We start from the raw sequence: 20236 nt of genomic DNA on the forward strand, positions 1-20236 counted from the left end.
GACCTGGCGTTCCTCTTCCGACAGGTGCGAATATACTTCTCCCATAGGTGCGACATCCCTTCGGACTGGTTTTCTAGGCAATTTCCAATCTAACGGGTGTTGCACTTTCATTTAGACAACGGGCATCACGGCCTTGAGACAACGCCGGCTGCCTACTCATGGCGGTAATGATGGCATCGCCAAGCACAATCAGCGTTCGTAGAGATACATGCGCCGAAAGTTGCGCCCATGTATGGAATAAATCAAGCGCATAAACATTTCGGCTGATTTCCACGACACCCGCTCGGGCCACGTGTTTCCAAATATGAGTGCACAAAGGTGAGTTCTTTACTCTGATCCGTTTGTTCTTAGCGCTGGAAACGGTATGCAACAACGACTCGTCAAGATCACAGTCAACGGGGAGCGGTACAGATTGTAGGACAAGGGACGTGGTCATACCGAAAAGCATTTTTTTATTTAACCGCTTTGCTTCTTCAATGCAGCGCGCGATTGTCTCTCGTTTACGCTGGTCCAAGCTCTCGGACATGGAAGGCGTCATCGCACTGTCCGATCCGCTACTCACGGCGGTTGCGGGCGGAATCATGGACTCCGTTTCCCAGTCCTCTGGAGGCAAATCATACGCCGAAACCGGCATCATTACAGGTGCAGCACGATTTATACCATTGCTATTTACTCCATTCATGAGCCCACCATATAGGCACGCAAATCACGAAGGAAGCCAAATCGGGGTATGTGGTTCCAGCTTCGCCGCAATGCTGTAAATGTGGATAACTTGCTCGACAATCATGCCGATTTGACAGCGTAACTGTATTTGATATAGTTACAGTATCGATACTGTACACAGTACAGTTACAGTTGATTTGGCAAGGAGGAGTCCGTGAACGGAGACTATTCACTAGCAGTGCACGCGCTGGTCTATTTGGATCACCGCAATACGCACCTGCCCAGCCAGATCTTGGCCGAGAACATCTGCACCAACGCAGCTCGCGTGCGCAAGGTGATGCGCCCGCTGGCCGCAGCCGGTCTCGCCGCCACCAAGGAAGGCACCGAGGGCGGATACGCGCTGGCTCAACCCGCCGCCGACATCACACTGAGCACAGTGGCCGAGGCCACCGGCACCACTTTTGTGGACGCGAACTGGAAACCGGGAGATATCCACGAGGAGTGCCTAGTGTCATCCTCCATGGGTGCGGTGATGGACGGCATTTACGATGGGCTGAACCGCACCTGCCTCGAGCAGTTGGCACACACCACCATTCACGACATCACCGAACAGATCTTCAGCGGCGCTAGCAGCCAAGCAAACTAGACCGCCCCGATCAGTTTCGGCCCTTCGCAATTCCCGAGGAATGCAGTAGCATCACAGCCCGCTACACACCTGCAAATGGTCAGGCTGCAACATCCGCGAACAAGGAATTCATGCCGGCACCAGCGCACCGCACGCACCGCAGACCCCGGCATCATCGCAACGAATCACACGGCGTGCGCCACAACTCAGCACGCCTACGCCACACACAAGGGAACACCGTTGACCGCGAACACGGTCGCCCCCCCCCCGCAAATTGTTCACACCTCACACAAGGAAGCATTCCATGACCACCAACACCACTTTCTCCCCCACCATCACCACAGATGTCCTGATTATCGGATTCGGCAAAGGAGGCAAGACATTGGCGGCCAAGCTCAGCGCAACCGGCCATAAAGTCGTCGTCGCAGAAGCGAGCGCCAACATGTACGGCGGCACCTGCATCAATATCGGGTGCCTGCCATCCAAGTCGTTGATTCTTTCTGCCGAACAGGCGAATCGAACCGGAGAAAGCCTGACGACCGAAACTCGCGAGATGGCATTCAAGAACGCAATCGCAGAAAAGCGCCGCGTCACCTCCATGCTGCGAGACAAGAATTATCACAAGCTCGCCGACCAGGACAATATCACCGTGCTGACCGGCCACGCTCGATTCATCGGACCGCACAGCGCGGAAATCGCCACTGCCGATGGGCCAGTAACCGTAACCGCCGGCAAAATCTTCATCAACACCGGCGCCACGCCGCACATCCCGGATATTCCCGGCATCCGCACTACACCCGGCGTGTACACCAGCACTGGTCTGATGGATATTGACGAGATTCCACAACGATTGGTGATTATCGGCTCAGGTTTCATCGGACTCGAGTTCGCCTCGATGTTCGCCGACTTCGGCTCGGCGGTTACCGTGCTGCAGCATAGCGCCGAGTTCCTGCCACGCGAGGATGCGGATATCGCCACTGCAATCCGGGAACAGCTGGAGGCCCAAGGCGTCAAATTCCTGTTCCATGCAGAGACCAAAGAAATCGCACCGGCGAGCGCTGGCGGCGTCCGACTTTCCGTCGCGGTAAAGGGCTCAACAAAAGCCACACCAGAGAAGAACGCCTCGGCCAATTCCACGACCACACCGCTGCAGGAAACATACGAAGCAGACCAACTGACTTCAGCCGCCCACCCTTCCGAGGCTCAATTCTGCCTGACTGCGGATGCCGTTCTGGTGGCCACCGGCCGCACGCCAAACATCGAAGGCCTGAATCTCGAAGCAGCCGGCGTGGAGCTCACCGAACGCGGCGCGGTGAAAGTGGACGAGTTGCTGCGCACCACCGCACCGGATATCTGGGCTCTGGGCGACGTGAACGGAGGTCCTCAGCATACGTATATCTCGCTGGACGATTACCGCGTGGTGTTCTCGCAGCTCAACGGCTCCGACCGCCCATACACGGTGAACGATCGGAAGAACATACCGTCGAGCACTTTCCTGCACACGCCGTATTCACGCGTGGGCCTGAATGAGCGGGAGGCATCAGCCGCCGGGCTCGATTATGTGGTCAAGAAACTGCCGGTGGCCGCCGTGCCGAAAGCGCAAGTGATGCGCCAGCCGGAGGGTATGATGAAGGCGATTGTGGAGCGCGGCACCGGCCGTATCTTAGGTGCTATGCTGCTCTCCGCCGAATCGCACGAGGTGATCAATATCGTCAAACTAGCGATGGACCTCGGTGCCCCGGCCAGCACCTTACGCGACATGATCTTCACACATCCGACCATCGCCGAAGCATTGAACGACTTGTTCGCGTAGCGGCCATCGCCCATCACCCAGCATCCAGCCACCCAGTGCGATAGGGTGGAATGCATGACGATTGTTGTATCTACTGACGGTTCCGCACTCGGCAATCCGAACGGACCGATGGGCTGGGCGTGGGCCGATCACGACAAGAACGCAGGCGGTACTGCCGGTCATGAGCATGACGATCACGGCTATGACGCCGGTGGCGCCACCAACGGCACCAACCAAATCGGCGAACTGTGCGCGGTGCTCGAGGCGCTGCGCGCGCACCCCGGTTCAGAGCCGCTGCTCATCGAATCCGACTCGCAGTATGCCATCAATTGCTCAACCACTTGGGTCAAGGGTTGGAAGAAGAACGGCTGGAAGAACTCGCAGAAGAAGCCGGTGAAGAACGTCGAGCTCGTCAAGGCTATCGACCGCGAGATATCGCAGCGCCCCGGACCGGTGAACTTCAAGTGGGTCAAGGGCCATGCCGGCAATGAAGGCAACGAGCTGGTCGACGAGTTGGCACGCACGTACGCCGGAGACTGCCGTTCGGGCGCACGCGATGGCTACCTGCCAATCGAAGGCTGGCAGTCGCTGCTAGGTTCTGAATACGCGCGTGGCACCGACGTGCCACCGGACGTGCAATTGGTACTGGATGGCAAAGCGGATGCGACAAGTCTGCGCAAGCCGGTCGCAGCCGACCCCAATACCGCACCGGGAGGCACCCCCCACCAAGTCAAGCCTTCATTGGAAGAATTACTGACCGAGCCGGAGGGAGTGCCGGATTGGGGCGACGACACGCCTACTGCCGAGGCGCCCGCCATAACAATTGACGAAAAGTCCGTCAGCAACGCGGCAACCAACGATACGCCACGTAACGCAACGTCCTCACCCAATGCGGCACAATCGCCGGCAGCCGAACAAACTCCAGCTGCATCAACATCAACAGCAACAGCCGCCCCGACTCCCACGCAACCGGCACAACCAGCCGCGACCACCCCAAAGGCCAGCCCCAGCGGTCTGACGGTTTCAGGTGCCTTGCGCTTCTCCCCCGCGCCGAAAACCAGCCCGTATTTTAACGGCCAGCCCATGCCCATCAGAGGCAGTATCGAGGTGCAGGGATACGTGGACGGCGACGGCAACTTGGTCATCACCAATGCGCCATTCACGCGACACTAACACTGAACCACACGAATACATACCGCAATCGGACACGATGTCACAAAATCGCTCATTCGCGTTAGGATAAGGAGTAAGGCTTCACGCCATTAATCCATGCGGCGGAAGCAAGGATGGCAAAGGAGAAACCATGGATAAGGCACAGCAGGATGCGCTGAAGAAGGCGGCCGGCATCGAAGCCGCCAAGCTCATCGAAGATGGCATGATCGCCGGTCTCGGCACCGGTTCGACCGTTAAGTTCCTGGTAGATGAGCTCGGCCGCCGCCATCAGGAAGAAGGCCTCGAGTTCACCGGCGTGACTACTTCCCGCCGCACCCAGGCTCAAGCCGAAAGCTACGGCATCAAGATCGTGGACATCGATGACGTGGACCACATCGACGTGACCATTGACGGCGCTGACGAGGTCGACAAGAACTTCAACGGCATCAAGGGCGGCGGCGCTGCCCTGCTGTGGGAGAAGATCGTGGCCACCAACTCCAACCAGATCGTGTGGATCGTGGACGAGTCCAAGGTGGTGGACACCATCGGCAAGTTCCCGCTGCCGGTCGAGGTCATCCCGTTCGGCGCCGGCCATGTGATCAAGAAGTTCGAGGAGCGCGGCTACAAGCCGGTGCTGCGTCTTGACGCCGAAGGCAAGGAAGTGCGCACCGACGAGAACAACTTCGTGGTGGATCTGCACCTGGAGCGCATCGATCACCCGCAGGAGCTGGCCGAGGACCTCATCAACACGGTCGGCGTGGTGGAGCACGGCCTGTTCCTCAACATGGTAGACAAGGTCATCGTCGGCGACCCGAACGGCCCGCGCGTGATGACCAACGCCAATAAGTGATCGTTCGCATCACTCAAGCTTCTCAAGGCCGCATCCGCATCTCGCAGGTGCGGCTTTGTTGTATTGCACGAACCAACTTTCGTCTCGCCGCGTGACAGGAACGCACCGGTCTTGACGGCATCGAAGCAAAAGAGAAACCCCGTGACCGTAACGATCGCGGGGTTTCCAATGCCTTGAATGCAGGTAAGACTACTTGCGCTGGTGGCGGGTCTTACGCAGCAGTTTGCGGTGCTTCTTCTTGCTCATCCGCTTGCGGCGCTTCTTGATGACAGAACCCATCTGAAGCCTCCATTCCGATTAATCGTAAAAGTTGCAACTCGCCCAATAGTACACGTGTTGCCAGACAGAGGGAACACGCACGCACAATTGCGCAACCCACCGGCGGCGACAACGGCAATCACCGGCATATTTGCGCAATACGTTGCGCTTTACAGCGGGAACTTCTGGTAGAAACGCTCGACGGCGGCCTTGGCGCCGGTGGCCCGGAACACCACGGTATCGTTCTGCCAGATAGCCACGGCGTTCTTGTCGTCCAAGGCATCCACCTTAACCGTGTAGGAACCGGTGGTGCTGCCGGAGACCTTCACATTGCCGGCAGCCAATTCATCACCGGTCTGAGCCGAAGCAAGAGCATCATACTGGGTCTTGGCATTGTCGGAAGCGGACCACTGAGCAATAATCAGCGTCACATCCTTGGCCTTGTCTCCGGTGGAATATGTAAGCGTGTACTCTTCGAGCGGCGTGGCAGCGGTCCAAGTGGTGGAAGCCTCGGCCTTGGTGCGCGCATAGTTCAACACGCTATCCGGCATGGCCTTCAGCAGTTCAGTGGCATCATCCGGCAAAGCCGTGGCCTCGATGGTCGGCTTGGTGGGCTCGGCCGATGCGGCGGCCTGCTGCTTGCCCTGAACACTGGTTTCGTCCTTCTTAATGGCCCAACCCGGCCATACGAAAGCCGAAAGCACTGCAAGAATAATGACGACCGCAGCGGCGACCACTACTGCAATCAGCTTGCCATGGGACTGCGTAGATGAAGAGTTCTCAGTATTAGTCATGGCTTTGATTCTCTCACAGCCGCGTGACGCTGGCGACTATGTCGTTCCTGATTGAGGTGAATATATCGTGAATCGGTAGAAATCTACCGCTTTGTATATCACCGGCTACTGTTGAAGGTATGGCGAAATCAAGTGTGCAGTACGTGTGTTCCGAATGCGGATGGAACGGCCCGAAGTGGTATGGCCGTTGCCCTGAATGTGGGCAGTGGGGAACGGTCGAGGAGTTTCATGAAGCCCGTCCGGCTGCGGGTTCACACACCGCTGCGCCCGGGCGGACATCACGCACACGATCGGCGGCCGTGCCGGACACCGCGCGTGCCGCAGCCAAGCCGATTACCGAAATCGGTACAGAAACCGTGGAACGCTTGGGCACGGGGTTTTCCGAATTCGACCGTGTGCTGGGCGGCGGCGTAGTGCCGGGTTCGGTAACGTTGATTGCCGGTGAGCCCGGCATCGGCAAGTCAACACTGCTACTGCAGACGGCTGGTAATATCGCCAGGACAGTGGCTGAAGGCCAGACAATCAACGCTGCTGGGAGAGGCCAATCATCGCATCGGCCTTCCGGATTAGCCTCGACTCGCGCTCACACGGTGCTCTATATTTCCGGTGAGGAGTCACAGGCACAGGTGCGTCTACGCGCCACCCGCATTAATGCAGTGGAACCGAATCTACTGCTTGCCGCCACCACCGATCTGGCTACCGTATTGGGCTTAATAGAGCAGAACAAACCGGCACTGGCCATCGTCGATTCGGCACAGACCATTGTTTCGCAGGAAGTCGATGGCATCTCGGGCGGTTCCACACAGGTGCGAGAGGTGGCAAGCGCCCTGATCGACACCGCCAAAACTCTCGATATCCCCGTGTTTTTGGTGGGTCATGTGACCAAGGACGGCTCGATTGCCGGGCCTCGTACCCTCGAGCATTTGGTCGACGTGGTCTGCCAGTTTGAGGGAGACAGCGAAACGGCCCTCAGAATGCTCAGAGCAGCGAAAAACCGTTTTGGCCCGACCGATGAGGTGGGGTGCTTCGACATGAGCGGCGAAGGCATCGAAGAAGTCACCGACCCCGCCGGACTGTTCTTGTCCGGAGATGGCCCGGAATCAGCCAATGACGCTCCCGTGGAGGGCACATGCGTGACATTCACGCTGGACGGCCATCGCAGTCTGCCTATCGAAGTGCAAGCATTGGTCACCAATTCAGTGCTGCCTACGCCAAGGCGTGCCGTCAATGGCGTGGATCCCAGCCGCATTGCCATGTTGGTCGCCGTGCTGTACCGGCACAGCAAACTCAATCTGCTTTCCAACGATCTGTATATTTCCACCATTGCCGGAGGTCAGGCCAAGGAGCCCGGTTCGGATCTGGCCATTGTTGGAGCGCTGGCAAGCGCGGCCACATCGAAGCCGATTGCCCGCTCCACCTGTGCCATCGGAGAAATATCGTTGACCGGGCAGGTTCGTCCCGTACCGCGTATGGAATATCGTTTGCGCGAGGCAGCACGCCTCGGGTTCACTACGGCGGTCATTCCACCCTTGCGCAAACCGGTGCATGTTGATGGGCTGAAACTCGTCGAGGCGAGCACGCTTGCCGATGCGCTTCACGCACTAGGAGTACGGAAGTAATGGGCAGTATCAAGCGGTAAGGCGCTTGGTTTCCTCCACATTGCGCTTGAGTTCCGCAACCAGCTGGTCCGGTCCATCGAACTTGACTTGGGGGCGCAGGAAACCCACGAATTCCACGCGGACATTGTGCCCATACAGGTCGAGCCAGTCACCGGTGATGGCATATGCCTCGACCACACGCTCGTGAAGTCCGGTCTTCTCGCTGAAAGTAGGCTTGGTGCCGATGGAAATGGCGGCAGGCCAACGGTTGTCGCCATCCACCAGCCAGCCGGCATAGACGCCGTCCACAGGAATGTATCCCTGTGTTTCCGAGCCGAGATTGGCGGTGGGGAATCCGATGGTACGGCCTCGCTCCTCGCCGTGCACCACTTTGCCTTCGATGGCGTGCGGCACACCCAAAATGGCGTTGGCGTCTTGAATGCGCCCGTGGGCAAGCAGATAGCGCACATTAGTGGAACTCCAGGCGCGCATGGCCTTGGCTTGGTTCTTCTTGCTCCAGGCACGGCGCTCGGCCTTGGTGGCATTGGCCAGCGGGTCGGCAGGCTCGCCCCATTCGGTCGGGGCTTCGGGCCGGAAATCACGCGGAATACGCACTTCGCCAGGACCACGGTCATCAACCACATCAAGTTCAAAGACACCGGTGGCGGCGGCGAGGTTGGCGATATGCTTGACATCGCCTGCGCATCCCTTGCCCATGGCGGCGTCCTGGCCAAGTACCAACGTGCGCATGCCGAGCTTGCCGGTCAGCTGGCCAAGGAAAAAGATGTAGGACTTATCCGCAAAAGCCAGCGTGTAATGAACCACCAATACATGATCCACGCCAAACTCTTCAAGACGACGCAGACGCTCATCAATGCCGGTCAGCGCATCGGCATCCACATTGCTCTGTGTCGGTTCCTCACCGTTGTGCGTGCCGGCCCAGCCGTGCACGAACGCAGGACGTGGATCAAACAGAATGACGATGGAAAACGCGTCATGCCGATGAGCGAGTTCCACCACACGGTTGATCACGGCCTGATGACCCAAATGCATGCCATCAAATGCGCCCAGCGTCACCACGGCCTTCTTGTCGTTGCTGAACGAAGGCCAGGCAATCGAGCCTTCGGCGTCAGGAGTCAAGTGCGTGATTTCCATAAGTTGTGCGGTTCCTTTATTCGTGCATTCAATCAAGTCTCGCTGTACGCGAGTTTACGCGAGGGGGAATACGGTGATCGGCTTGGCCTGATGGCCATTCGCCCTCTCGATGATGGCCACCACATCATGGGTTTGCGGCACGATGGCGGCGGCAGGCTCATGAATCGTGCGCTCGATGCGACGCCCAAAACGCAGCTCCGCAGCTTCCTCCGGCGTGATGTCAAGAGCGGGCATGGCGCTGCGGGCGGCCTGTTCCATGGTCAATGAGCGACCAATCAGCCATGCGCATCGACCAGCGCCGTCAAGCCCTTCCGGGGTGTCGAGCACGCACTTATTGCGAGTGATGGTTTCGCCTTCGCGATTAGTAAACGTTTTCTGCTCGGTATGAGCCGTGATCGTATGGGGCTGCGTCTCGCTCACCGCATCAGGCGAAAGAAGCCCGCTGGTGTCGTCCGGCAGGGCGAAGTTGCCGACTCTGGTGCGGCGCAAACGGGTCAGATAACCACCGACACCCAACTTGTCGCCCAAGTCACGGGCCAATGCGCGAATATACGTACCCGACGAGCAGCTGACGCGTACATCGACGTCCAATACTGAAACCATTCCGCGCTCTTGCAACGCTTCATCAGACTGCTTCCCCGTCACGAATCCACTGCGAATAGCCAGCACAGTGAATTCGCTGATAGTGACTGGACGTGGCTTAAGCTCCACATCCTTGCCTTCGCGGGCCAAGTCATAAGCCCGCTGACCATTGATTTTGATGGCGGAAAAAGTGTTGGGAATTTGCTCGATATCGCCGGTGAAGTTGGCGGCGATGGTGCGAGTGAGTAGCTGCTGCCACGAGGAGGCTGGCAATGATGATGGTTCCTCGCTATGACCACCTTCAGTCAGCTGCGACGACAGCTCCAGCCAGCGGGAGCGGACTTCGTCATCGACAAGCACCTCGCCTTCGGCATCGTCGGTGGTGGTGCGCAAGCCGAGACGAATGGTGGCCTCATAGGTTTTATCATGTGCAACGATGGCATTGAGCAGACGCGTGGCATGGCCGAATGCGATGACCAACGCTCCGGTGGCCATCGGATCAAGTGTGCCGGCGTGACCGACTTTCTTGATATGCAACGCGCCGCGCACGGCGGCCACTGCATCGAAACTGGTCACGCCTTGCGGCTTGTCGATGACGAGCAGGCCGCTTGGAGTTGTTTGAGGCATATGCGGTGTTCCCTTTATCCATGCCTTCGGCATGGTCTCTCCCTCCGCCCCCCTGGGTCACCTCCCTCGTCAGAGGGAGGTTGCGGGGAAACTACTCTTCGTCGGAAGAGTATTCCTCATCGTTGAGGTCTTCATCTTCCGGCTCGTCGTCGTGCTTATAGGGGTCGGCGTCGCCGGCGTAGTGAGCGGTGGCGCGGGCGCGCGCAAGATCCTCATCGCGCTTCTTGGCCATAGCCAAAATATCTTCGATCTCGTGGGCCTCGCCGGGCACTTCATCGAACACAAACTGCAGTTGCGGGGTCAGGCGCAAGCCGGCCTTGTGGCCCACCAAAGTACGCAGATGTCCCTTGGCCTGATCGAGAGCCTGCTGGGCACGCTTACGTTCGCCATCCTCGTGGCCTTCATGACCAAGCTGGGTCCAGTAGATCTTGGCGATCTGCAAATCATTGGTCACACGCACTTCCGTGACGGTGATGCTGGACAGTCGCTTGTCGTGCAGCTCATGCTCGATGGACGAGGCGACCACACGCTGAATCAGAGCCGCAATACGCGCGGCACGTGGGTTGGTTCCTGCCATGGGAATTTCCTTTTCTGTCGTGTTTCTAGCTCCCCCTCCTAGGGGGAGCTGTCGTCGTTAGACGACTGAGGGGCTGAGCCGTTAAGCGAACAGCCAGTGGGCTGTTCGTAGGCGAAGTAGCGGCGATAGCCGCAAATCAAATGAATACAAAAATAGAGGAGGCATCCAGCAAAAACCGGAGCCCCCTCAGTCTGCTTCGCAGCCGGCTCCCCCTAAAAGGGGGAGCCGATAAAAGTGAGGGGCTCTCCTTGAGGAGAACCAGAATGACTACTTGCGCTCGACTTCCTGCATCTCGAAGGTCTCGATGATGTCGCCGAGTTCAATGTCGTTGAAGGTGCCGAGGTTGATACCAGCCTCGTAGCCTTCCTTGACGGACTGAACGTCGTCCTTGAAGCGACGCAGCGAGGAGATCTCGAGGTCGTTGACCGTGGCCACGCCATTGCGCAGGATACGGCACTTCGTACCACGCTTGACCTCGCCGTCCTGCACCATGACGCCGGCGATGTTGCCGAACTTGGAGGAGCGGAAGATCTCGCGGATCTCGGAGTGAGAGGTGACGACCTCTTCGTATTCCGGCTTGAGCATGCCCTTGAGGGATGCCTCGATGTCTTCGATCGCACGGTAGATGACCGAGTAGTACTTGATCTCCACGCCCTCGCGCTCGGCGAGGTCCGCCACCTGACGGTTCGGGCGCACGTTGAAGCCGATGATAACGGCCTTGTCGACCGTGGCCAGGTTGACATCATTCTGGGTGATTGCACCGACGCCGCGGTGGATGACCTGGATGCCGACCTCGTCGGATACCTCGATCTTCATCAAGGAATCCTCGAGCGCCTCGACCGAACCGGACGAATCGCCCTTGATGACAATATTGAGCATGTCGATCTCGGACTCGGCGAACTTCTTCTTGAAGTCCTCGAGGGAGACGACCTTGCGACGCTTGGCCAGCTGGGCGGCACGCTCGGTGGCCTGACGCTTCTCGGCGATCTGGCGAGCGGCACGATCATCGGAGGCGACCAGGAAGAGGTCACCGGCGGTCGGCACGGAGGTCAAGCCCAGCACCTGAACAGGTGTGGACGGACCGGCCGCTTCCATCGGCTGACCGTTCTCGTCGAGCATGGCACGCACGCGGCCGTACGAAGTGCCGGCCACGATGGCATCGCCCACGTGGAGCGTACCCTGCTGAACCAGCACGGTGGCCACGGCACCACGACCCTTGTCGAGTCGGGCTTCGACGGTGGCACCACGGGCGTCCATGTCGGGGTTGGCGCGGAGGTCCAGCTCAGCGTCAGCCGTGAGCAGCACGGCTTCGAGCAGCTTGTCGACGTGCAGGTTCTGCTTGGCGGAGATGTCGACGAACATGGTGTCGCCACCATACTCTTCAGGGACCAGGCCGAACTCGGTGAGCTGGCCGCGGACCTTCTCCGGGTTGGCACCGGGCACATCGATCTTGTTGACGGCCACGACGATCGGCACTTTGGCGGCCTGAGCGTGGTTGATGGCCTCAACGGTCTGGGGCATCACACCATCGTCGGCGGCGACCACGAGGATCGCGACGTCGGTGAGCTCGGCACCACGGGCACGCATGGCGGTGAACGCCTCGTGGCCAGGGGTATCGAGGAAGGTGATCTTGCGCGGTTCGCCTTCAAGGTTCACGGTGACCTGGTAGGCACCGATGCGCTGGGTAATGCCGCCGGCCTCACGTGCGATGACGTTGGTCTTGCGGATGGTATCCAGCAGTCGTGTCTTACCGTGGTCGACGTGGCCCATGACGGTGACGACCGGCGGGCGAGGCTTCAGATCCTCATCATCCTGCAGTTCTTCCTCGTCAAGGTTGATGTCGAACTGCTGGAGCAGTTCCTTGTCTTCCTCTTCTGCGGAGACGAGCTGGATGTTCCAGCCGATCTCTTCGCCCAGAATCTGGAAGGTCTCCTCATCCAAGGACTGGGTGGCGGTAGCCATCTGACCCAGGTGGAAGAGCACGGTGACCAGCGCGGCCTGGTTGACGTTGATCTTCTCCGCCAGATCGGCCAGGGAAGCGCCCTGACGCAGACGGATGGTCTGACCGTTGCCGTTGGGGATGCGAACGCCGCCGATGGTCGGTGCCTTCAGCTCCTCATACTCATGGCGCTTTGCCAGGCGGTTCTTACGGGCCTTCGAGGACTTGCCGCCCTGACGGCCGAAAGCACCAGCGGTACCGCCGCGACCACCGCGGCCACCGCCGCGTGCGGGACCATTGCTCGGGGCTCCGCCGCCCTGGAAGTTGCTGCCGCCGCCTTGGCCGCCACGGAATCCACCGCGAGCGCCGCCGCCTTGTGCGGCACCGCCCTGACCCGGACGGTTATGACCCCATTGGCCGGGACGAGGGCCGCCCTGACCGCCTTGGCCCGGACGACCACCGCGGAATCCACCACGGCCTTGACCCTGGCCCTGGCCTGGACGACCGGGACGGCCACCACGACCACCTTCAGCGGTCGGACGAGCCATCGGATGCGGGCGCGGAATATCGCCCGGAGTCGGAGAGTGCATGCCCTGCTTGCGGGAGAACGGGTTATTGCCCGGACGCGGACCCTGTGCATGCGGGCGCGGAATCGCGTTGGAAGCATTGCCTCCAGCAGCCGGACGCGGCCCCTGTCCACCACGGTTGTTCTGGTGCTGACCGGGCTGGCCACCGTTCGGACGACCCTGGTCCTGACGATTACCGTTCGGACGGCCTTGACCCTGACGGTTCGGACGACCGCCGTTATCGTGCTGATTATTGTGACGTGCGGGAGCCGGAGCCGCAGGACGTTCCGCCTGCGGGCGCGGGCCCGGAGTTGCTGCAGCCGGTGCGGCACCCTGATGTATTGCAGCGGCAGCCGGCTTGTGCTGTGCCGGCTTGGCCGCAGGCTTCTGCGCAGAAGCCGCGGGCTTGGCATCGCCCTTATCGTCCTTGTCGAACGCGGCCTTCAGACGACGCGCCACCGGCGGTTCAATCGTAGAGGAAGCGGACTTAACGAATTCACCCATGTCCTTGAGCTTCTCAAGAACGGTCTTGCTATCGACGTTCAAGTCCTTAGCCAGTTCGTATACGCGTGGTTTCGCCACTAATTACTCCTATCTGTGACCACGCGTACATGGGCGTGGTCAGTTGGTGATGACGGCAAGCCTACCCTGTCTCATCGTGCGACCATGATCGTGTTACCTCGTCTCTGGTGTGGGAGATTTTGCGCACACTGCGCCAACCCACATACGCCAATCCAGCATACTCATAGCGCTGGATAGCACGGAATAGCGCGAGCCGCGTCATTATCGGCGCGGCTCGCAATATATATATCTGCCGGCTGCTCGGAATCATTCGTTCCGGGAGCCGGGCCTTCCCAAGCTATTCGGCCTGTGCCGTAGCCTGCTCGGCTGCCTGTTCCGCAGCGACCTTCTTGGCGTGAGCCTCAGCGGATTCGATACCGATCTTCCAACCGGTGAGCTTTGCGGCCAGACGGGCGTTCTGCCCTTCCTTGCCGATGGCAAGAGACAGCTGATCATCGTGGATGAAGGCGATTGCGGTCTTGTTCTTCTCGCTGATCACCTGTACGCCGGTGGCCACGGCCGGAGACAGCGCGGCAGCCACGAACTTGGCCGGATCATCGGAGTAGTCGACGATGTCGATCTTCTCCGGTCCGAGGTTCTCCATGACGGCACGCACGCGAGCGCCGCCGGGGCCGATCAGAGCACCCTTCGGGTTGACGCCATCGGTGTTGGCCTTGACCGCAAGCTTGGTGCGGGCACCGGCCTCACGGGCAATCGCCATGATGGACACGGCACCGGAAACCAGTTCCGGCACCTCACGTTCGAACAGCTTGCGCACCAGTTCCGGGTGGGAGCGGGAGACCACGATCTCCGGGCCCTTGATGCCGCGGGCCACATTCACCACGTATACGCGGATGCGTTCGCCGTGACGGTAGCGCTCACCCGGCACCTGCTCGCGGCGAGGCAGAATGGCTTCGACCTCACCCATGGCAACATGCACGTTGGTGGAATCGGAAGCATCCTGCTGGATGATGCCGGTAACCAGCTTGCCCTTTTGTCCGGAGAAGGCGCCGAACACCTTCTCATCCTCGACTTTGCGGAACAGTTGGGTGATGACCTGACGCGCGGTTGCTGCAGCGAGTCGGCCAAAGTCGTGCGGGGTGTCGTCGTATTCCTCACCCAGTTCAGGAGCGGGGTGCGGATCGTCTTCGGTGGGTTCGACCGGAATATCGTCGGCCGCCCACACAGTAAAACTGCCGGCGCGCTCATCGAGTTCCACACGGGCGTGCTTGGCCGCATGCGGGGTCTTGAGGTAAGCAAGACGAAGAGCCTCTGCCAGCGCATCGTCCAAGGTTTCGGGGTCGATTCCTTGCTCGGCGGCAAGCTTATGCATTCCTGTCAGGTCCAGTTCCATCGATCCGTACCTCCTATGAAGTTATGTGGCGAATGGCCTTGAGTGGTCACAGTTAGCTATTAGTGTAGATTTCCATGCAGACACGCTCCCCCTTGACTGGTTTCCGCCGACTGATGGCAGGCGTATGCGCGGGTGCGTTCATATGTTCGCTTTCCGCATGCTCGATGCCTCGATTGGCGGACCGAGCCGAAGCGGAACGAACGATGAGTCCCTGCGAGAGCGCGCTGACGTTGGCGAACTTTGCCACGACTCCGGCCAAGGGCACTCCGCTCATGGTGCAGTACGGCAACGGATTGGCCGCTCCCCTGGCATGGATCGATGTTGCCGGACACTGTTCCGGGCGCTTTGCCGAAGGAACGTTGCGCAACGCCCAGACCAAGCAACGATTGACCGTGCTGGCCGGCAAATTCGGACAAAGCGCGCCAGAAGTCACGCCGGCCCGTCTTGATGGCATCACTTCCGCAACCATCGACCGATCGGCATTGGATGCGATGGCTATTGCCGAGGACCGCGCCGGATTTGCCCTCGAAGTGTTGGCCGCCCGCGGGGTGACAGCCGGTGCAACACTTACATTGAGCGACATGCATAAGACCGCCGGACAGCAGTTGGTGTCGCTGGCGAATAAGCGCTTCAGCGATTCTGGTTCAACTGCCGACGCCGGCGACAGCCAAGACCCACGGCAAAAGGTCTATGCCATCGACCAGTTGCTGGCCAATCCGACCACCATCGAAGACAAGGCCAGCGAACAAACCGTGCCTACGGCTTCCGCCATCGAAATGGATTGCGCCCGTGCCGAAATCAAGGCCGTGGCCGATTCCACCTCCCAATCCGACAGCGATACCTTGCTAGTGCTTGCCGCCCTGGCCGCCAAGCATGCATACACCGCATTCCAGCTTGGTTATCCCTCCGGAGACTCCGCTTTGTTTGCGTAGGGATATAGACGGCACAGGCAAATCGCCCGATTACGCGCAAAAAACAGGAACTGCCCATTACCGAGCGAGCTTGGTCGAGGCACGCTCCACCACGGTGAAATCGGTGGTGTACGTGCGGGCCGGCCCGGAATATCCTTCAATGCGTTCGATAAGCATATCCACGGCATGTTTGGCGTAATCATCCGCATGCGGATCGATGGCGGTCAGCGCCGGCACCGAATACTCGGATTCCGGCACATTGTCGAAGCCGATGAGTTGCACATCGGCCGGCACTCGCAGCCCACGCCTCTGCAATTCGTGAATAGCACCGAGCGCGATGGCATCGTTGAGACACAGCACCGCCTGAGGGCACGGCAACGAATCCAGCATGGATGCCGCGGCCTGCACACCGCCATGCTGATTCCAGCCGAGCAGAGGAATGACATACCGTCAATCCACGGTCAAACCGCGCTCCTCATGAGCCTGCACATACCCCTGGATACGCAGCGACTGCGTGCCGTCGCGCTGATCGCGAACGTCCTCCCAACCATGCATGCCGGGTGAGGCGCCGATAACGGCGATGGTTCTCACACCTGTGTCCAGCAAACGCCCGACCGCGAACCGCACCGCCTCGGTGTTCGGCATGGTCACCTGATCGCATTTCCCATACGACAGATAATCGCCGCCCAACACCACCGGATACGGCTGCTGAAGTACCTCACCCTTGTTCTCCAGCGCGCGTTCGGTAAAGAAAATCCACCCATCCGCACCCAGCCGGTATGTTTCCTCGATATTGTCGGCCAGACCCATGCCACCCGAGCCATAGGTATTGATGATGACGCCATACTCGCGTTGCTTGGCGAACTCGATGACAGGCAATGCGGCTACCGCACCAACGCAAAGCCCCCGAAGTGCAAGACTTCGGGGGCTTGGTTGCGGATGAAGCGAGATTCGAACTCGCGGAGGCTTTCACCTCACACGCTTTCGAGGCGTGCTCCTTAGACCGCTCGGACATTCATCCATGCTGCCCAAAAGGCAACTTGTTTATTATGCCACATCCCGGCGACGCGGCAAGTCGGGGTTTTGCGAGACTACGCCACCTGCTCATGCACGGAGGCATTGACCCACTGGGTCTGCTGGACGTTGTAGCCGGAGAATATGCCGATGTCGAGCATGCAATCACGGTAGTCACGGCCGTGGGCGATGGTGATGTAGTTGTCGTCCACCAAACGATTATGCGTGGGATCCAAGCCGACCCATCGGCCATCCTGATAGACCTCAACCCAAGCGTGAGTGGCGCCTTCTCCCCCGAGCAGACCCGCAATATACCGGGCGGTCAGGCCGACATGCCGGCACACGGACAGCATCACATGCGCATAGTCCTGGCATACGCCTTTGCGCTGCGCCAAGGCCTGTTCGGCGGTGGTGCGAATCGTGGTGGATCCGGGCGTATATACAAAAGCTTTGTACACCTCGTCCATCACTTCGGCAGCCTGCTGCACCGGCGTGGCATCGGAAGGCAGTGCGGCCAAGCGTTCACGGCATACGGCGATCATCGTCTCCACATTCGGACCGGGAATGGTCAACGCGGAGTTGAACCGGTAGAGCGGCTTGTAGATTTCCTTATGAATATGCGCATTGTCCACAAAGGCGATGCCGGTCACCGAATAGCTGAACATGTCGTGCGGTTCCGGCGCAAAGCCGGTCATCACCACGGAATCAAAGGAATCGATGGTGGTTTCGAGTTCGGTCTCTGGCTGAATCTTCACTTCGACGTCAATCACTTGCTGGCGCGGACCGGTGGCCGGTATGCAGCGCAACTGGAACCTGTGGTCGGTGACCGGCGAGCTGAAGGACAGCTTCATCTCATAGTCGAACACGAGTTTTTTCACGACGTCTCCTGCACAATACTCACGCACCGGCGGCCGGCACATTTCGGGATAGCAGCACTACAGATACAGTGGCCGCCGCACCCGCTCGCAAAAATGTAGCGAGCGCATACGGCTTGAAGCCATACCACCATACCATTGCAACCTGTCAGGGGCGCTTGGCATCCATGTTCATGGAGCTGAGCGAGCCCATGTCCTTGATGGCCAAAGCGCTGACTCTGCCGGAATAATCGTCAAGGTACTTCTTCAGAGAATCGGCCACCTCCTGATATCCGCGAGACGGCAGCTGGCCGACAAGCCAGCTCAGTCCGTCGGCGAAACAGCTCGGCAACGGCATACCGTCGAGAATCATCGAATAGGAGGCCAGCTTCTTCAGCGGGGCTTCCATTTCTTCCATCGTGAGCCCAAAACGGGTGTACAAATCGATGCGTTCCAGATACTTGCCGATGAAGATAAAGGCCTTTAGCGTGGGATCGACTGGCGAATTCTCGATGCCGCCCCAGAAGGCGAGCATGTCATCGGTGATGTCTCGCTGGTTGTAGATGTCCTCGGCATCGGCCGCATGCTTGGCGGCATCTGTAATGTTGGTCATCGCCAGTTCGACGTATTGCAGCAGTCGGGAGCTCAGTTCCGGGCGCAGAATCACGGCATTGTTGAACGCGGAGGTAACTGCGGAACGCACGGAGTCCGGGTTCGAGCCGTCGTACAGGAAGCTTTCCACGAACCCATCAAAGTCCTCGAAGTCCTCGGGCAGATCGAGGGCATGAGCGAAGGGCCGGAAGGCGTCTACATCGGTGTCCATCACACGGTCATAGAACGGGAAGAACTGGTTCAGGGTGGTGAAGGCACGTTCGGTGTATCGGCCCAACCAATACAGGTTGTCCGCTTTAGAAGCGGTGACCAAGGCCAGCGAATGGTGACGCGACTGACTCAGCAGGTTCGCCACCTGCACCTCGGTACCGTATTCGTGTTCCACTCCGGTCTCCGGCGCCAACACCCACGTATCCTTGAATCCACCGCCCTGCGACGAGTTGACGATCATCTGGCCAGGCACGGACGAATAACGGGTCAGGCCCGAATACCACACATGCGTGTTCTTGCCGGTCACCACGAAGGCGCGCAAATCGCATTTGCGCGGCGACATTTCGCCGGTCTTCGGATCGACCACGTCGATATCGCGGAACCGAATGACCTCCTGTGCAATGAATCGACGTGGCTCCTCCTTAATGCGGTCGGCCAGTTCCTCACGTGCGGCGGCGTCCAGCGACGAGCCGAACACCACACCATAGCCGCCGGCCTCGGCCACATCCTTAATCACCAGCTCGCCCATACGATTCAGGACTTCCTTACGGTCGGCCTCAAACATAGGCATGTAGGTGGGAGCGTTGTGGAGGATGGGCTCTTCGCCGAGATAGTACTTAATCATCTGCGGCACGAAGTAGTAGATGGCCTTGTCGTCGGCCGCGCCGTTACCGGGAGCATTGACGATAGCCACATTGCCGGCACGGTAGGCGGACAGGAGCCCGGGCACACCAATCACGGAGTCGGGGTTGAAGGAGAACGGATCGAGGAACTCGTCGGAGAGACGGCGGTAGACCACGCCCACACGGTGACGCTTGCCGGCGTAATCCAAGAAATAGACCTTGTTGTCCACCACTTCAAGGTCTTCAGGGAAGGCAAGTGCGGCACCGGTTTTCTCAGCCAAGTAGGCATGTTCGAAGAACGCGGAATTGTATCGGCCTGGCGTGAGGACCACGGCGATACCTTCAGTAGAGACGAAATCCATGGCTTTGCGCAGTAGACGCGGATATTCACGGTTGTCTCGGATACGCACGTCACGGAACAGTCGTGGAGAGATACGGCGTTCGATATCGCGTACGAACAGCGGGTAGCTGGCACCGGACGGAATACGCAGGTTGTCTTCCAGCACCCACCAGCGGCCGTCCTCACCCTGGACCAAATCCTCACCGGCGATATGCGCGAAAATGCCACCGGGAGGGGTCACACCGTTGACCTGCGGGAAGTATCCGACAGACGTGTAGACGTATTCCTCCGGCACCACACCGTCATGAATGATGGCCTTGTCCGAATAAATGTCTTTCAGGTAGGCGTTGAGTGCGTTGACACGCTGCTTCAGGCCTTTCTCAAGCTCATCAAACTCGTCGGATTCGATAATGCGTGGCACAGGATCGTATGGAAACAAACGGTCGTGGTATTCGCCGTTCTTGTAGATGCCGAAGCGCACGCCGTTGCGGGACAGCTCACGGTTGATTGCCTCACGGCGATTCACCAGTTCGTGGGCCAGTCGGCGTGCCGCGGATTCAATCATCGTACCTGCTCCTT

18 protein-coding genes and 1 tRNA gene are annotated in these 20236 nt (G+C 59.3%); 6 read left to right on the forward strand and 13 right to left on the reverse strand.

Annotated elements, in window-relative coordinates:
- Nucleotides 1-73: 73 nt before the first annotated feature.
- Nucleotides 74-682: a hypothetical protein gene (locus NBH12_RS00005; protein WP_250819037.1), complete on the reverse strand. Its 609-nt coding sequence runs from the start codon at nucleotides 680-682 to the stop codon at nucleotides 74-76.
- Between the two features lie 195 nt (nucleotides 683-877).
- Here NBH12_RS00005 and NBH12_RS00010 point away from each other — a divergent pair, with 195 nt between their 5' ends.
- From NBH12_RS00010 to rpiA, 4 genes are all read left to right on the forward strand, one after another.
- The gene (locus NBH12_RS00010) at nucleotides 878-1309 is read left to right on the forward strand and encodes an RrF2 family transcriptional regulator (protein ID WP_052828753.1); all 432 of its coding nucleotides are present in this window, start codon (nucleotides 878-880) and stop codon (nucleotides 1307-1309) included.
- A gap of 283 nt (nucleotides 1310-1592) precedes the next feature.
- Entirely contained in the window at nucleotides 1593-3101 is a 1509-nt protein-coding gene (locus tag NBH12_RS00015) for an FAD-dependent oxidoreductase (protein ID WP_250819038.1), read from the forward strand.
- Between the two features lie 54 nt (nucleotides 3102-3155).
- Nucleotides 3156-4253 (forward strand): ribonuclease H family protein, encoded by a 1098-nt coding sequence (locus tag NBH12_RS00020; RefSeq protein ID WP_250819039.1) that lies wholly within the window; start codon nucleotides 3156-3158, stop codon nucleotides 4251-4253.
- A 130-nt stretch (nucleotides 4254-4383) separates the two neighbouring features.
- Nucleotides 4384-5082 (forward strand): ribose-5-phosphate isomerase RpiA, encoded by a 699-nt coding sequence (rpiA, locus tag NBH12_RS00025; protein ID WP_003829925.1) that lies wholly within the window; start codon nucleotides 4384-4386, stop codon nucleotides 5080-5082.
- Nucleotides 5083-5271: 189 nt separating this feature from the next.
- Here rpiA and NBH12_RS00030 read toward each other — a convergent pair whose 3' ends face one another.
- The gene (locus tag NBH12_RS00030; RefSeq protein WP_004268639.1) at nucleotides 5272-5361 is read right to left on the reverse strand and encodes a 30S ribosomal protein bS22; all 90 of its coding nucleotides are present in this window, start codon (nucleotides 5359-5361) and stop codon (nucleotides 5272-5274) included.
- Nucleotides 5362-5510: 149 nt separating this feature from the next.
- Nucleotides 5511-6134: a hypothetical protein gene (locus tag NBH12_RS00035; protein WP_003829922.1), complete on the reverse strand. Its 624-nt coding sequence runs from the start codon at nucleotides 6132-6134 to the stop codon at nucleotides 5511-5513.
- 119 nt (nucleotides 6135-6253) lie between these two features.
- On the opposite strand from NBH12_RS00035, the gene NBH12_RS00040 reads away from it, so the two are divergent.
- Nucleotides 6254-7753: a DNA repair protein RadA gene (locus tag NBH12_RS00040; protein ID WP_015439195.1), complete on the forward strand. Its 1500-nt coding sequence runs from the start codon at nucleotides 6254-6256 to the stop codon at nucleotides 7751-7753.
- Nucleotides 7754-7762: 9 nt separating this feature from the next.
- Here NBH12_RS00040 and ribF read toward each other — a convergent pair whose 3' ends face one another.
- From ribF to nusA, 5 genes are all read right to left on the reverse strand, one after another.
- Entirely contained in the window at nucleotides 7763-8887 is a 1125-nt protein-coding gene (ribF, locus tag NBH12_RS00045) for a bifunctional riboflavin kinase/FMN adenylyltransferase (RefSeq protein ID WP_250819040.1), read from the reverse strand.
- A 54-nt stretch (nucleotides 8888-8941) separates the two neighbouring features.
- Nucleotides 8942-10096: a tRNA pseudouridine synthase B gene (locus NBH12_RS00050; RefSeq protein WP_154035859.1), complete on the reverse strand. Its 1155-nt coding sequence runs from the start codon at nucleotides 10094-10096 to the stop codon at nucleotides 8942-8944.
- Nucleotides 10097-10187: 91 nt separating this feature from the next.
- Nucleotides 10188-10673: a 30S ribosome-binding factor RbfA gene (gene rbfA, locus NBH12_RS00055; protein ID WP_003829918.1), complete on the reverse strand. Its 486-nt coding sequence runs from the start codon at nucleotides 10671-10673 to the stop codon at nucleotides 10188-10190.
- Nucleotides 10674-10940: 267 nt separating this feature from the next.
- Nucleotides 10941-13760 (reverse strand): translation initiation factor IF-2, encoded by a 2820-nt coding sequence (gene infB / locus NBH12_RS00060; RefSeq protein ID WP_065504817.1) that lies wholly within the window; start codon nucleotides 13758-13760, stop codon nucleotides 10941-10943.
- A gap of 277 nt (nucleotides 13761-14037) precedes the next feature.
- Entirely contained in the window at nucleotides 14038-15093 is a 1056-nt protein-coding gene (gene nusA / locus NBH12_RS00065; protein WP_052787244.1) for a transcription termination factor NusA, read from the reverse strand.
- A 203-nt stretch (nucleotides 15094-15296) separates the two neighbouring features.
- Here nusA and NBH12_RS00070 point away from each other — a divergent pair, with 203 nt between their 5' ends.
- Nucleotides 15297-16025 carry a hypothetical protein gene (locus tag NBH12_RS00070; protein WP_025222109.1) on the forward strand — a complete coding sequence of 243 codons (729 nt, stop codon included), beginning with the start codon at nucleotides 15297-15299 and terminating at the stop codon, nucleotides 16023-16025.
- A gap of 57 nt (nucleotides 16026-16082) precedes the next feature.
- On the opposite strand, the gene NBH12_RS00075 is transcribed toward NBH12_RS00070, so the two are convergent.
- The 5 genes from NBH12_RS00075 to NBH12_RS00095 form a co-directional block, all read right to left on the reverse strand.
- A complete protein-coding gene (locus NBH12_RS00075) occupies nucleotides 16083-16412 on the reverse strand; it encodes a substrate-binding domain-containing protein (protein WP_236716266.1) in 330 nt (109 codons plus the stop codon).
- 42 nt (nucleotides 16413-16454) lie between these two features.
- The gene (locus NBH12_RS00080) at nucleotides 16455-16883 is read right to left on the reverse strand and encodes a type 1 periplasmic-binding domain-containing protein (protein ID WP_250819041.1); all 429 of its coding nucleotides are present in this window, start codon (nucleotides 16881-16883) and stop codon (nucleotides 16455-16457) included.
- Nucleotides 16884-16940: 57 nt separating this feature from the next.
- Nucleotides 16941-17025: transfer RNA gene (locus NBH12_RS00085), tRNA-Ser, on the reverse strand.
- 70 nt (nucleotides 17026-17095) lie between these two features.
- Nucleotides 17096-17896 (reverse strand): transglutaminase family protein, encoded by an 801-nt coding sequence (locus NBH12_RS00090; RefSeq protein ID WP_025222111.1) that lies wholly within the window; start codon nucleotides 17894-17896, stop codon nucleotides 17096-17098.
- Nucleotides 17897-18041: 145 nt separating this feature from the next.
- Nucleotides 18042-20222, reverse strand: a complete 2181-nt coding sequence (locus NBH12_RS00095) for a circularly permuted type 2 ATP-grasp protein (RefSeq protein WP_065457101.1) — start codon at nucleotides 20220-20222, stop codon at nucleotides 18042-18044.
- Nucleotides 20223-20236 lie beyond the last annotated feature (14 nt).

This window comes from Bifidobacterium sp. M3-N-101, assembly GCF_023656805.1.
GTDB lineage: Bacteria > Actinomycetota > Actinomycetes > Actinomycetales > Bifidobacteriaceae > Bifidobacterium > Bifidobacterium breve.